This is a genomic window from Pigmentiphaga kullae (assembly GCF_004216695.1).
GTDB classification, from domain to species: domain Bacteria; phylum Pseudomonadota; class Gammaproteobacteria; order Burkholderiales; family Burkholderiaceae_B; genus Pigmentiphaga; species Pigmentiphaga kullae.
Genome location: NZ_SGXC01000001.1, coordinates 685,917 through 699,324 on the forward strand (window position 1 = coordinate 685,917; position 13,408 = coordinate 699,324).

The 13,408-nt window shown below is 66.1% G+C and carries 12 protein-coding genes; 4 read left to right on the forward strand and 8 right to left on the reverse strand.

Annotated elements, in window-relative coordinates; all coding sequences use genetic code 11:
- Window positions 1-30 precede the first annotated feature (30 nt).
- Entirely contained in the window at window positions 31-852 is an 822-nt protein-coding gene (locus EV675_RS03375; RefSeq protein ID WP_130355996.1) for a helix-turn-helix domain-containing protein, read from the reverse strand.
- Between the two features lie 9 nt (window positions 853-861).
- On the reverse strand, window positions 862-1,797 hold the full coding sequence (locus EV675_RS03380) for a LysR family transcriptional regulator (protein WP_165404408.1): 936 nt from the start codon (window positions 1,795-1,797) through the stop codon (window positions 862-864).
- 135 nt (window positions 1,798-1,932) lie between these two features.
- On the opposite strand from EV675_RS03380, the gene EV675_RS03385 reads away from it, so the two are divergent.
- The 4 genes from EV675_RS03385 to EV675_RS03400 all read left to right on the forward strand — a co-directional run bounded on the left by EV675_RS03385 (window position 1,933) and on the right by EV675_RS03400 (window position 7,234).
- Window positions 1,933-2,922 carry a D-2-hydroxyacid dehydrogenase gene (locus EV675_RS03385; protein ID WP_130355998.1) on the forward strand — a complete coding sequence of 330 codons (990 nt, stop codon included), beginning with the start codon at window positions 1,933-1,935 and terminating at the stop codon, window positions 2,920-2,922.
- A 51-nt stretch (window positions 2,923-2,973) separates the two neighbouring features.
- Entirely contained in the window at window positions 2,974-3,933 is a 960-nt protein-coding gene (locus EV675_RS03390; RefSeq protein ID WP_130355999.1) for a Bug family tripartite tricarboxylate transporter substrate binding protein, read from the forward strand.
- A 58-nt stretch (window positions 3,934-3,991) separates the two neighbouring features.
- Window positions 3,992-5,188 carry a M24 family metallopeptidase gene (locus EV675_RS03395; RefSeq protein ID WP_130356000.1) on the forward strand — a complete coding sequence of 399 codons (1,197 nt, stop codon included), beginning with the start codon at window positions 3,992-3,994 and terminating at the stop codon, window positions 5,186-5,188.
- A gap of 411 nt (window positions 5,189-5,599) precedes the next feature.
- Window positions 5,600-7,234 (forward strand): ABC transporter ATP-binding protein, encoded by a 1,635-nt coding sequence (locus EV675_RS03400; RefSeq protein ID WP_130356001.1) that lies wholly within the window; start codon window positions 5,600-5,602, stop codon window positions 7,232-7,234.
- Here the strand turns inward: EV675_RS03400 and EV675_RS03405 are convergent.
- The 6 genes from EV675_RS03405 to EV675_RS03430 form a co-directional block, all read right to left on the reverse strand.
- Window positions 7,231-9,612, reverse strand: coding sequence for a TonB-dependent receptor (locus EV675_RS03405; protein WP_165404409.1), 2,382 nt, complete (start codon window positions 9,610-9,612; stop codon window positions 7,231-7,233). The genes EV675_RS03400 and EV675_RS03405 overlap by 4 nt on opposite strands.
- Before the next feature lie 163 nt (window positions 9,613-9,775).
- Window positions 9,776-10,798, reverse strand: a complete 1,023-nt coding sequence (locus EV675_RS03410; RefSeq protein WP_130356003.1) for a FecR family protein — start codon at window positions 10,796-10,798, stop codon at window positions 9,776-9,778.
- 14 nt (window positions 10,799-10,812) lie between these two features.
- Window positions 10,813-11,289 (reverse strand): RNA polymerase sigma factor, encoded by a 477-nt coding sequence (locus tag EV675_RS03415; RefSeq protein ID WP_130356004.1) that lies wholly within the window; start codon window positions 11,287-11,289, stop codon window positions 10,813-10,815.
- 118 nt (window positions 11,290-11,407) lie between these two features.
- Window positions 11,408-11,590 carry a hypothetical protein gene (locus tag EV675_RS03420; RefSeq protein ID WP_130356005.1) on the reverse strand — a complete coding sequence of 61 codons (183 nt, stop codon included), beginning with the start codon at window positions 11,588-11,590 and terminating at the stop codon, window positions 11,408-11,410.
- A gap of 67 nt (window positions 11,591-11,657) precedes the next feature.
- The gene (locus EV675_RS03425; RefSeq protein WP_130356006.1) at window positions 11,658-12,383 is read right to left on the reverse strand and encodes an aspartate/glutamate racemase family protein; all 726 of its coding nucleotides are present in this window, start codon (window positions 12,381-12,383) and stop codon (window positions 11,658-11,660) included.
- Between the two features lie 32 nt (window positions 12,384-12,415).
- A complete protein-coding gene (locus EV675_RS03430) occupies window positions 12,416-13,378 on the reverse strand; it encodes a Bug family tripartite tricarboxylate transporter substrate binding protein (RefSeq protein WP_130356007.1) in 963 nt (320 codons plus the stop codon).
- Between the last annotated feature and the right edge of the window lie 30 nt (window positions 13,379-13,408).

Here is a 13,408-nt window from a genome sequence, read left to right on the forward strand (position 1 = left end):
GATACTGAACGTCCAGCCCTCCCGCGGGATTCAGTCGAGGCGGGCAAGATTCTGCTCGATCGCCGCCGCGGCAGCCTGGAGCCGCTTGAGAAACAGGGTCGTGGCCACCTCGGACCGAAGCGCCGTGCGGATCCACATGATGTTGAGGCAGCCCGCAATATGCCCATCCGTCTTGATCGGAACAGCAAGCGCGGCAGAACGCTTGCAAACGCAGCCCTCCTGGATGGCATAGCCGTCGTCCTGAATCCGGGCAAGGCCCCGGGAAAGATCCGCGGCCGATGGTTCGCCAGACGCCTTGTCCTCGCCCAGCAGTTCGAGTATCCACCGACGCTCGTCCGGGCCGCAGAATGCAAGATAGGTGCGGCCGACGGCAGTGCCCAGCATGGGAACGCGGGTCCCGGGCAAGGCGGCCACCAGCGAAAGCGGACTGTCGCGATGAGTGTTGGCCCGAAGCACCATGGCGCCGTCCTCATAGGTCGCGACGTTGACAGGCCATATCACTTCCGAAGACAACGACTGCAGAATGGGAGTCGCTGCCTCGACCAACTTGTCGACCCGGCGATACCCCACCGACAGTTGGGTGACCCGAGAGGTCAGGTGATAGAGATCCCGAAGCCTTCCGCGATCGACATACCCGAGAAAGCGCAACGTCTCGAGCAATCTGTGCACAGTGGGGCGGGGTAGCCCGACCTGGGCGGAGACCTGCTGCGAAGAGGCTTCGCCCAGCCGGTTGAGCGCCTGCAGCACAAGCAGCCCACGCTCCAGGCCGCGTACCATGTGATACGGAGAATCCCGGGATGGCGTGTCATCGAGCCTCCCGCTGCTTTCACGGGATGAAAGTGCATGCGGCATGTTGGTCTCCTAGCCGGCTTCTTGCATGGCGAACGGCAACCGGCCCGCCTTTTTGATGACTTCCCTCAAAAACATGTTGGCCGGGTCGGTTCCGACTCGGGCGTGCCAATACAGAAAGATGTCCACCTGGGGCAGTTGCACGGGCAGCGACACGGCTTCGATGCCGGCCGAATCCTTGAAAAGCGCGAAAACATCCTCCGCGACTACCGCCAGGAAGTCAGTAGCGCCGACGATGAAGGGAATGGATGCGCCGTGTTGGCTGACCATGGCGATGGGCAGCCCCAGGCCCCGTTCGGTCAATTGTTCATGAAGCCACACGTAAGGCGCAGGCATCAAGTCGTTCACGACCTGCGGCGTGCGGGCCAGTTGTTCGAATGAGACGGAACCCCTGGCCAGGGCATGCCCCCGTCTGGCGATGCACAGATACTTGCGCCGGAACAGCAGCTGGCGGAAAAGGTTGGCCCCCGCGGTGGGAAAGTGGCCGGCCGCCACGTCCAGTTCGCCCGAACTCAGCCTGCTCTCGAGTTCGGCCCCCTTTACCTGCATGGGAACCAGCCGCGCGGAAGGCGCCTCGATGTTCAACTTCCGGAGCAGCACCGGCAGCATGACGATGGAGCCCACCTCGTTGATCGCCACACGAAAAGTACGCTGCGTCGTGCGCGGATCGAAGCCGGAAAGCTCGTCGATTTCTCTTTCCATGTCCGCCACCAGGCGCTGGGCGAACTCCGCCAATTTTTCCGCGCAGGGCGTGGGCACCATCCGGTTTCCGACCCGGACGAACAAAGGATCGCCCAGCCGGCTGCGGATGCGGTCAAGCGTGTAGCTCAGCGTCGATTGCTTGACACCCAACTCGGCCGCTGCATGCGTAATGGATGCATTCCGCAGAATCGCCGCCACGGCCTTCAACTCGGCAATGTCCGGCAGCCGCTCCAACGATTTTTTCATGATCCCCAAACGAAAAAAGGGTCTTCTCCGATATCCGTCCATTATCTAGCATGACCTCCAGCCGCGACCACCCGCGACTGCCCTAGCTCCGTTCCGCCCGCGAAGAAAGCGCCCATCCTGCCAGGTCGTAAGTCCATGTCCATGCCGTCCTCATCCCGAGTTCTCATCATCGACTCCAGCGCCGCGTGGTACCGCGACGCATTGGCCCCCCGGTTCCCGGACGTGGAATTCGTCGCGGCATCCACCGCGGGAAACGCCGCTTCTGACATTCGACGCAGTGAAGTCCTGGCCGCTTTCGGCTCCAGCCTTCCCGATGGTTTTCTGGCCAACGCCGGGCGTCTTCGATGGATCCATGCCTTGAGCGCCGGCACGGACTACCTGCTCAAGCGGCCCGACCTGCCGGCGGATCTCTTGCTCACCTCGTCCAGCGGCATACACGGCGCGCAGTTGGCGGAAATGGCCATCTGGGCAATGCTCAGCCTTGCCCGCGCCACCCCCACACTCTTTCGCCAGCAAATGGAAGCGGCATGGCACCGGCCCAAAGGCTCCCTGCTCTCGGGCAAACGGGTCATGGTCATCGGCACCGGCACATCGGGCAATGAGATCCGCCGTCTCTGTTCGGCGTTCGGCATGCATGTAGTCGCCGCATCCCGAACCCCTCGCCAACTGTCCGACGCGCAGGCCTGCGTCACGTTTTCCGACGTCGCGGCGCACGTGGCGGATGTCGACTTCCTGGTTCTTGCCATGGCCTCCAACGCCATCACCCGCGGCGGCATCGGCCGCAGCGTATTGCGAGCGATCAAACCCGGAGCGTATCTGGTCAACCTGGCGCGCGGCGACGTGCTGGACGATGCCGAACTGCTTCACGCCCTGGAAACCGGACGCCTGGCAGGCGCTGCGCTCGACGTATTCCGCCAGGAGCCCCTGCCCGCCGATCATCCCTTCTGGCGCCACCCGCGCATCATCGTCACCCCGCACGTCGCGGGCCATGTCCAGGAATACGAGGCCCGGGCGCTGCCTTTGCTGGAGCGCAACCTGCGCGCCTACTTCCAAGGGCAGCCCGACATGCTGGAGAACGTGATCCTCGCCCCCAACGCGCATCGCAAACCATCCACGACGGCCTGAATGCGATGCGGTCACCCAAACCGATAAAGACACACAAGAACGGAGACTACCGTGTTGCGATCCTTGACCATCGTTCTGGCGCTATCGCTGCCTTTCGCTTGCCTGGCTGACTCAGCCTCGCAGCGCCTGATCCGCATCGTCGTCCCGTATGGACCGGGAGGCACGCCCGATCAGCTTGCCCGCATGCTGGCGGAAAAACTGTCCGCCGACCTTGGCCAATCCGTGGTGGTGGAGAACAAGCCCGGCGCGGGCGGAGCCATTGCCGCCCAATCCATCTTGAACGCTCCCGCTGATGGACAGACTCTATGGGTGGCCGACAGCGGCCAGCTCGCCATTACGCCCGCGCTCCAGAAAAACCTGAATTACGAGCCGCTCAAAGACTTCACTCCTGTCGGACAGATCGGCTCGCAGCCGTTCTTCATCTGGACACGAGCCGATAGCGGCATTCCGGATCTCAGAACACTGGTCGAACTCGCGCGCGCACAACCCGGCAAGCTCAACTACGGTACCGTCGGCAACGGCAGTCCGCATCATCTATGCATGGCAATGCTCGCCAACATCGCGGGCGTCGAACTGACCCACATTCCCTACAAGTCCGCCGCCCAGATGGTTACCGCGCTGGTGACCGGGGACGTATCCGCCATCTGCACGAGCCCCGTCAGCGCGGGACAACTGTTTTCCAGCGGGAAGGCCAAACCGATTGCCGTCGCCTCGCGACACCGCTACCAAGGCATACCGGATACGCCGACGGTCGAAGAAACCCTGCACGAACCGCTCGAGGTCGTTCCCACGATAGGCGTGCTGGTCAGGTCCGGCACGCCGCAGGCCGCTATCGGCCGACTATCGACGAGCATCCAGGCAGCGCTGAAGATGCCGGACGTCCAGGACAGGCTGGGCCGTCTCTATATGGAGCCATCGGATGGCCTGCCTTCCACGTACCTGGCCAGAATGAAAAGAGAGCGGACCTACTATGCGCGCATGGTCCGCGTATCCGGCGCGAGCATCGATTGAACGACGGCCGGCCCCAAGCGCCGGAACGCTTCGAGACTTTCTACAAGGAACAAATTGAATGATTCCACTGGATCAACGTCTGGCCCACCGGATTTCCCGTGCCGAGCTGGAACGGCGCTGGGCATCCGTGCGCCGTGAAATGGAATCGCAAGGCATCGACGTCCTGGTCATGCAGAACAGCAACGAGCACAACGGCGGTTATGTGCGCTGGTTCACCGATGTCGCGGCCCGTCATGGCGTTCCGATCACGGTTGTCTTCCCACGCGTCGGCCGGATGATCGTCGTGACATCGGGACCGCGGGGCGGCCGACAGATGCCGGCCGACGATGGCTCGGACCTGTTCAGGGGAGTCGCCGCGGTGTTGACGGGCCCGTACGGCACCGCGGAGTGCACCACGGACGAGATCGATGGCCGGCTGGCGGCAGGCGCGATCGCCGATCATCCTCATGCGACCATCGGCATCATCGGCCAGGGGGCGATCCGATGGAGCTTCGGAGAATGCCTGCGGCGTTCCTTCCCGGATAGCGCTTTTGTCAACGTGTCCGCCATGGTCGACGGGATAAAAGCGGTCAAGAGCGCCGAGGAGATCTCGCTGATCGAGCGATCGGCGGCACTGCAGGACGAAGTATGGGCGGAGGTCCTCAACATCGTGAAACCGGGCATGCGCGAGGTCGATGTCGCATCGCATGCGTTCGCCCATGCGCAGCGTCTGGGCAGCACGGACGGGCTGATACTGACCGGTTCGGCGCCTTTGGGCACGCCGGCAATCAAAGGACACCGCCACTTTCAGAACCGGGTGCTGCAAAAAGGCGACCATTTCACCATGCTCATCGAGGTCAACGGACCCGGCGGCTACTACACCGAACTGGGACGGACCTGCGTGCTCGGCAAGGCCTCGAACGAATTGCGCGACGAATTCCGGATAGCCGTCGAGGCCCAGGCCGCCACCACCGGAAAACTGCGTCCCGGCGCCACCCCGGCGGACATCTGGCATGCGCACAACGCCTTCATGCGCAACGTCGGACGCCCTGAAGAAAAGCGGCTCTTCAGCCACGGCCAAGGCTATGACCTGGTGGAACGCCCCTCGCTGCGCGATGACGATCCCATGGCGCTCGCGGCGGACATGAACATCGTCGTGCATCCCACCTATCGCACCGCATCGGTGTACAGCTGGGTATGCGACAACTACCTGATCGGCGCTGGCGGCGCGCGACGGCTGCATCGATCGGCACAGGTCATTACGGAACTGGAATGAGGCGGATGTCCGCGCGGGCGCTCATTCGGCAATCGCTTGTACGCGCTGCGCCAGCAACGCCCCCCAACCGCCGCGTGCATAAGGAGATGTGTGCTGCGTTGAAGGTCTCTATCGAGGGCCATGGAAAAAACTGGAGGATCAAGAACGCTTCCATGTAGCATATGCTGCTGCTTGGCTTTGGGCATCCGACTGCGTCCTTGCAGCACTCAATCACCTTTAGCAGGAACCGATTTACCCACCACGCCAAAGATCACCGGGCCTCCTGCAAATTCGCTATTGATCTGAAAGCATGCTTGTCTTCACGTGACGAAACCCGTTTCCCCGCACCGCCCACCTCCCATCGGCCTGGGCACCGCAGCCCGCGACCTCTACCGCGCCCTATGGCGCCACGCAGCCGGCGTTCGCCCCCACATGCTCGGCGCCGCCGGTTTGCTCTCGGCAGCCCAGCTACTCCGCCTGACCATGCCCTGGCTGGCCGCACAGGCCATCAACGCCCTGCAGCAAGGCGACATGCCAACAGCCGGCCGCTGGATCGCCTACCTGGTCGGCGTCTACCTCCTGTCCTGGCTCCTCCACGGCCCCGGCCGCATCCTGGAACGCAACGTAGGCGTCCGGGTCCGCGAACGCCTGGCCGACCAACTCTACGCCCGCATCGCCGCCGCCCCGCTCGCCTGGCGCGACGGCCGGCACTCCGGCGAACTCCAACACCGCGTCGTCCAATCCAGCCGCGCCCTGTCCGACTTCGCCCAGAACCAGTTCGGCTACCTGCAAAGCGCCTTCAACTTCGTCGGTCCTCTGGTCGCCCTGGCCTTGCTGTCGCGCACCAGCGGCACCATCGCCATCACCGGCTACGTCATCATCGCGCTGATCATCATGCGCTTCGACCGCGCGCTGATGCAGCTTGCCCGCGCCGAGAACGACGCGGAGCGACGCTATGCCGCCGCGCTGCTGGACTTCGTCGGCAACGCCGGCACGGTGATCGGCCTGCGGTTGCAATCGGCCTCGCGCAAGGTGCTCGGCCGCCGCATGCAGGCGGTGATGGCGCCGCTGCGCCGCGCGGTCATGGTCACGGAAGGCAAGTGGTTCACCGTGGACATACTCGGCATGGGGCTCACCTGGATACTGGTGGTGGTCTACGTGCTGCAATCGCGGCAGCCCGGGCAGGCGGTGATGCTGGGCACGGTCTTCATGATCTACCAGTACGCCCAGCAGGCCGCGACGGTGGTGGGCGCGATGGCGTCGAACTTCCAGAGTTTCGCGCGCATGCATACGGACTACGGCAGCGCGGAGCCGATCTGGGAAGCGCCCGGCGACCCCGATGCGGTGGTGCCGGCCGTGGTGCGCGACGCGCCATGGCAAACGCTGGAGCTGCGCGGCGCCACCTGGCGCTATGCCGACGACGCGCGCGGCGGGCTGCATGGGATTGATCTGCTGCTGCGACGAGGATCGCGGGTGGCGCTGATCGGTCCGAGCGGGGGCGGCAAGAGTACGTTGCTGCGCATGCTGGCCGGCCTTTATCCGCCGCAGCAGGGCGAACTGTTGCGCGACGGCCTGACGGTGGATTGGGCCGGACTGCGCACCTTGGCCACGCTGATCCCGCAGGAGGCCGAGGTGTTCGAAGCCACCGTGGAGGAGAACCTTACCTTCGGCGAGCCGGCCGACGCGGCGGCGCTGCAATCGGCCGTGCATGCGGGGGTGTTCGACGAGGTGCTGCAACGCCTGCCCGAGGGTTTGGCCAGTCCGCTGAACGAACGCGGCGGCAATCTTTCGGGTGGCCAGCGGCAGCGGCTGGCCCTGTCCCGCGGCGCGCTGGCGGCGCAAGGGAGTTCGCTGCTGTTATTGGACGAGCCCACCAGCGCGCTCGACCCGCAGGCCGAGGGCCGGGTGTTCGACCGCATGGTGGCGGCGTTCCCGTCGGCCTGCATCGTGGCCTCGGTACACCGGCCCAGCCTGCTCGAACGGTTCGACACCGTTGTCGTGATGGAAGCCGGCAAGGTGGTCGATGCCGGCCCGCGTGACCAGGTGCTGGCCAGGCGCAATCCCTAGAAGTCGATGGTGGCCGACAGCACGACCGCGCGCGGCAGGCCGAGATAGGCGGATTGCCAGGTGCCTATCGTCCAATAGCGTTTGTCGAAGGCGTTCTCGAGCATCGCCCGGAAGGTCACGTTGCGGTCCATGACCCGGGTGGCCCAGCGCGCGCCGAAGTCGAAGCGGGTCCAGCCCGATACGCGCGTGGCGTTAGCGCCGTCGGCGTATACCGAGCCGGTATGGATGGCGGCGGCGGTCAGGGTGACGCCGGCCAGCGCGGGCACGTCCCACTCCAGCCCGACGTTGGCGGTCATGCGCGGCACGCCCACCGGGTCCTTGCCCGTCGTGGCCGCGGAGTTGGTCCGGGTCATCTCCGCATCCATCCACGCCAGGCTGCCCAGCATGCGCAAGCCGGGCGTCACTTCGCCCCAGACGTTCAGCTCCACGCCGCGATGCCGCTGTTCGCCGTTCGCCTCGTAGCGGTTGGTGGCCGGGTCGAGCAAGCCGCTGGGTTTGCGGATCTGGAACAGGCTGACGGATGTCGCCAGGCGCCCCCAGTCGCGCTTGATGCCGACTTCGGCCTGGCGGGTTTTCAGGGGCTTGAGGACTTGTCCGGCATTGGCCACGCCATCCGGCGCGGTACCGCCCTGGGCCAGCCCTTCGACGTAGTTGGCGTACAGCGAGACGTTGTCCCAGGGTTTGACGACGATGCCTGCCAGCGGTGTGACGGCGGACTCGTCGTACTGGCCGGCGGTGGCCGGGAAGTTCTGCACCTTGACCTGTTGGTGGCGCAGCCCCAGCGTCAGCAGGATGCGGTCATCCGCGAAACCCAGCGTGTCGGCGAAGCCAATGCTGCGCAATCGGGTTTGCGATGCCGGCTGTGCGGCCACGCCGGGAATGCCGTCCGGTTGGGGGTAGATGACGGGGTCGTAGATGTTCGACTCGAACGTCGCCACCGATGTCGAGAAACCATAGGCAACGTCGCGCTTCAGGGTGTTCGCGCTGAGCGCCCAGCGATGCGAGACCGGTCCGGTCCGCAGGCGTCCGCGCACGCCGGCCTCGGCCGAGGTCGTATGCAGGTCGAAGGCGGAGGCCGCGGCGTTCTGCGTGGTGTCGCCGTCGGCCGACATCAGGTAGATGTTGCCCCCTATACCGCCGTGCCAGCCGCGGGAGCGGCCTATCGCGGCATAGGCCGTCGCGTCGTCGGCCAGGTCGTATTCAACGCGGGCCGCCAGGGTTTCGTCGCCGCTGCGCAGATAGCTCCAGGGCTGGCCGAAGTTCGTGCTGCCGGCGGGTGCCGGCAGGGACACGCCGGGCGCCACGGCGAAGCTGCTCAGGACGGTGCGTACCGCGTGACCCCGGTGCGACTGCTTGACGTAGTCCAGCGACGCGCGCAGCCGCTGCCCGCGATAGTCCAGGGCAACGGCGCCCATGCCCATCTGTTCGTCCTGGTGGTCGCGTGCGGTATCGCCCCGCCGCAGGACGCCGTTGACCCGCACGCCGAACTCGCCGTCGGCGCCGAACCGGCGGCCCACGTCGGCATGCAGGCCGATGCGCGAATCCGAGAAGTAGCTGGTCGTAAGCCGCGTCAACGGCGCGTCGTCCGCGCGCTTGGTCAGGATGTTCACGGCGCCGCCCGCCGCGCCGCTGGGCGACATGCCGCTCAGCATCGCGCCCGGCCCCTTGAGCACTTCGATGCGGTCCATGAATTCGGCCGCACTGCGATACTGCGCAAGCAGTCCGGGCAGGCCATTGAAGGCGATTTCGTCGGTGGCCAGATCGAAGCCGCGGATGCGCAGCGTGTCGGTCGAATCGCCCTCGCCGCCCACCACCCGCACCGACGCATCGTTGCGGGCCAGGAAGGAGGCCACGCTGCGGGGCAGTTGATCTTCGACGGCCTGCGCGGTGTAGCTGACGACGTTGAAGGGCGTATCCATGAAATCGGTGTCGCCCAAGAGGCCGAGGCCCCCGCCGCGCGCCACCAGCCCGCCGGCATAGGCGGGCGGACGCTCGCCGCCCAGGGCATCGGCGCGCGCCGTCACCGTCACGGCCGGCAGGGTCGTGACGGCATCCGATCCGCGCACCACCGTCATCGCCGAGGCGCCGCTGCGCACGGCAACCAGGCCCGAGCCTTCCAAGGCATGCCGCAACGCCTGCTCCAGGGTCAGGGCCCCATTCAGCGCGGGCGCCTGGCGGCCGTCCAGTAACCCGGCCTCGCCGCCGATGGAAACACCGAACTGCCTGGACAACGCGGCCAGCGTCCTGGCCAGGGGCTGGGCGGGCAGCGACAGATCGACAGGCGTCGAGGCGAGCGCGGGCTGGGGCTGGGCCCGGACGGACCCGGCCGGCAGCAGGCCCGCGGCGCCGACGGCGCAGGCCAGAAGAAACGGAGCCATGGCCGCGCCATGGCGGCTGCGCCGGGCGGCGAACGGTCGGAAGAATCGGGAAGCGTCGTGTGCGGTCATGGTGAAAGAACTGAACGTGTCATGCAGAAGACACGCCACGGCGCATTTGCCCCCCCTCCCCACTTGCAACAAAAAGCAACTTCGCCGGCGGGAATCAACCGCGCGCCCGGATCTCGATACCCTGCTCGTCCGCGGGCATCACCCGCACCGGCAGCATGTGCGCCAGGCTGTCGAGAAAGGACTGAGGGTCCTTCAGCAAATAGCTGCCGGTCACCCGCATCTCGCGCAGGGCCGCATCCCGCGGGGACAACCTCAGGGGGCGAGACAGGTAGTCGTTCCACCGGGATACGACTTCCGGCAGCGGCGTGTCGCGGAAGAACAGCCATCCCTGCCGCCAGCCGCCAACTTCGCCCGGATCCACCGGACGAGGCGAACCGACCCCCCGGCCGTCGATGTCGGCAGCCTGGCCCGCCTCCAAAAAAACGGAAGGCGCCGGATCCGCCGCCTGGCCGTTCTCCGCGCCCCACACGGCGACCCGGCCTTCGGCGACCTCCACCCGCATGCGGGCCTCGCGGGTGGAAACCGTGAACACGGTGCCGACCACGCGCACGCGGCCCCAATCCGTTTCCACCCAGAATGGGCGCTCGGCGTCGGACGCCACGGAGAACCGCGCCTCGCCCTCGGTCAACCTGACGGTTCTCCTGGCACGCAAGAACGTCACCTGGGCCGCGGTACGCGCGGACAAGTCCACGCTGCTGCCGTCCGGCAACGCCTGCGTCATCCGTTGCGCGCGTCCGGTTCGCAGCGCAATCTCGTACACCGGCAGCCGCCATGCCCAGCGCCCGCCCACGCCCAACAGCCCCAGGCCCACCCCCACACCGGCCAAGCCAAGCGCGCGGCGCCGCAGGCGCTGCCTCTGCGCCGCGCTGGCGGGCTTGGCGATTTGCGAGCGCAGGGCACCCGGCTCGGTGGCATTCCAGATACGCTGCGCGGTCAAGGCGGCTTCGGCGTGTTCGGACGAGGACTCGCGCCACGTTTGCAGCGCCAGCTCGGCACGCTGGGCGGCGGCCGCATCCCCATGGTGAATGCGGCCGATCAGGATCAGCGCGTGCTCGACCAACTGGCGTGGCGCGCGCCGCTCTTCGCGGTCGAACAGGGGGACAGGCTTCGGTGCCATGGCGTGAACGGGCTTCAATCTTCCCCGGGAGCATAGCCCGCGCAGTCGAGCAGCGCGCGCGCCATCTGCCGCTCCACCGTTCGCACGGTCATGTCCATGTGCGCGGCGGTCTGCGCATAGCTCATGCCATGGATGCGCACCAGGATGAACACGTCGCGCCGCCTGGACGGCATGCTCTTCAACAGGACCAGCAAACGTTCGAGCTGCTGCCGGGCGCCGACCTCGCGCTCCACCGACGGCCGGCTGTCGTCGCCCACCAGCGCCAGTGTTTCCAGCACCCTTGCCTCGACCGCGCTGCGCAGACGCAATGTCGCCAGGATGTTGCGGCCGGCCTGGTACAGCACCGCGCGGGGCTCGAATATGGGGGCGCCGGTGCGCTGCAATGCCAATACCCGGGCATAGGCCTCCTGCACGACATCCGCTGCCGTGTCGCCATTTCCCGCCCGGCGGGTGAAATAGCGCAACAGCTCGCGGTAGTAGCGCTCGTGCATAGGGGTTCGGGTGCGCCGTGGGGAGCGGGGCGCAGAAGCTTTGGTGAAAGGTAATTGATTATTATTATTGTTTGAACAAGCCTTGCTTGGCAAGTTGCCCGTGGATGCGGACCCGCGCCTACTCCGGCACGTGAACCCTTTCCTTGATGTGCTTCAGATTGGCCACGATCGTGAAGGTCATGATGACCAGCAGCGCGTCGTAGCGGGGAATGCCGGTCAGGCCTGGCCGGTCGCGGCCGAGCAGCAGATGGGCATCGAGCGCGCTCAGGCGCAGCGACGAGGGACGGGATGGAAGGCTCACGTCTCGGCCGAATCGTATGAATCCTAGCCGGGATTGTGCCTCAACTATGGGACGGAGCCGGCGGCCGTCATGCCAATGCCCGCCTCGCCAGTTCCCGGGCCGACAACCGCCCCGGGTCATACAACCGGCATTCCGTCGGCACATCACTCGCGCCCAGCGCCAGCGGAATCTCCGTGCACGCCATCAGGAAACCCGTCACGCCGGTACGCCCGCGCATCCGTAGCAATGCACTGGTAAAGCAGGCTCGCCCCAGTTCGCTGTCGCCCGCCTTCACCCCGTCGTAGATGCCCCGCATGACCAGATCCAGCTCGTCGCCATCCGCCGCCCTGCACGCGATCCCCACCCGAGCCAACGCTTCGGCATAGACGCCCGACTTCACCGTCCCGGCCGTGGACAACAGCCCGACTTCCGTCTCGCCTTGTCCAACCAGATAGTCTGCCGTGGCATCGCCGATGTGCAGCAGCGCCATGTCCGGATGCATGCGCCGCAACTCGGCATGCCACGCATGCGCCGTATTGCACGACATCGCAACCACCCTGGCCCCCAGCGCCCGCAGCCCGTCCATCTGCCCGGACAACGCATGCAGCACGCGCCCGTACTCGTCCCGCGCCCCCAACAGCGCCGACGTCCTGTCGGGCACCGGCAACTGGAACAGATAGTGGGGCGGGAAGCGCTGGTCGGTCACGCCTGCCCCGCCCGCCTCGATCAGCCGCGCGCATTCATCCAGGAACAGGCCGACATAGTGCGCCCCCGCGAACGGGCCCATGCCCCCGATGATGCCGACTGGAACCACGTTCTTCTGCCCCTGTGCTGCATGCCGTGCGTTCAGTTCAACTGGATGTTGGCGCGCGAGATGATGTCTTTCCACCGCTTCGTCTCTTCGCTGGAAAGCTTGGCCAGATCCTCGCTGGTCCCGGGGAACGGCAAGGCGCCCTGCTCGGCCAGTTGCGCAGCCATGGCTTTTTCCTTGGCGATGCCGATGATCGTTGTTTCCAGTTTCTTGATGATCTGCGGACTGGTGCCGGCCGGCGCCATCAGCCCGTACCAGGACTCGACCGTCGCATCCTTCACGCCGGCTTCCTCCAGCGTGGGCACGTCGGGCGCGGCGGGACTGCGTTTCTCGCTGGCCATGGCCAGCACGCGCAGTTTGCCCGGCTTGATATAGGGCAGCACGTTGGGCAGGTTGGCGAACATTACGTGTACCTGGCCGGCCAGCAGGTCGGCGGTCGCGGGCCCCGCGCCCCGATAGGGCACATGCGTGAACTTCACCCCCGAGCGCAGCATGAAGAGTTCGCCGGTCAGATGGTTGGCCGACGCAATGCCGGCGGAAGCCATGTTCAGCTTACCGGGATGCTTGTTGGCGTACGCGATCAGTTCCTGGACCGTCTTCACCGGCACGTTGGTCGATACCGCCAGCGCGTTGGGCACGGTGGAGAACAAGGCGATGGGCGCGAAATCCTTCTCCGCGTCATAGGGCAGGTCCTTGGACAGCAGCGGCTGGATGGACTGCTGGCCCATGGTGGCCAACAGCAGCGTATAGCCATCGGGCGCCGCCTTGGCGACGATGGCCGCGCCGATGCTGCCGCCCGCGCCACCCTTGTTCTCGACGACAACGGGCTGGCCCAGCACTTCCGACATGCGGGTGGCCAGGATGCGGCCCATCAGGTTGACCGTGCCGCCGGGCGCGAACGGCACGACCAGCGTGACGGGCTTGTTGGGATAAGTCTGGGCCTGGGCCCCGGGGCAGACGCCCAGGGCAATCGCGAGCAAGGCGATGGGCTTGAACATGATTGCTCTCCTGCACATGATTATCAAGTG

Bases quoted from the DNA above. Each gene is read 5' to 3' on its own strand.
- EV675_RS03375 (WP_130355996.1), bottom strand. From the start codon at position 852: ATGCCGCATGCACTTTCATCCCGTGAAAGCAGCGGGAGGCTCGATGAC.
- EV675_RS03380 (WP_165404408.1), bottom strand. From the start codon at position 1,797: ATGAAAAAATCGTTGGAGCGGCTGCCGGACATTGCCGAGTTGAAGGCC.
- EV675_RS03385 (WP_130355998.1), top strand. From the start codon at position 1,933: ATGTCCATGCCGTCCTCATCCCGAGTTCTCATCATCGACTCCAGCGCC.
- EV675_RS03395 (WP_130356000.1), top strand. From the start codon at position 3,992: ATGATTCCACTGGATCAACGTCTGGCCCACCGGATTTCCCGTGCCGAG.
- EV675_RS03400 (WP_130356001.1), top strand. From the start codon at position 5,600: ATGCTCGGCGCCGCCGGTTTGCTCTCGGCAGCCCAGCTACTCCGCCTG.
- EV675_RS03405 (WP_165404409.1), bottom strand. From the start codon at position 9,612: ATGGCTCCGTTTCTTCTGGCCTGCGCCGTCGGCGCCGCGGGCCTGCTG.
- EV675_RS03410 (WP_130356003.1), bottom strand. From the start codon at position 10,798: ATGGCACCGAAGCCTGTCCCCCTGTTCGACCGCGAAGAGCGGCGCGCG.
- EV675_RS03415 (WP_130356004.1), bottom strand. From the start codon at position 11,289: ATGCACGAGCGCTACTACCGCGAGCTGTTGCGCTATTTCACCCGCCGG.
- EV675_RS03430 (WP_130356007.1), bottom strand. From the start codon at position 13,378: ATGTTCAAGCCCATCGCCTTGCTCGCGATTGCCCTGGGCGTCTGCCCC.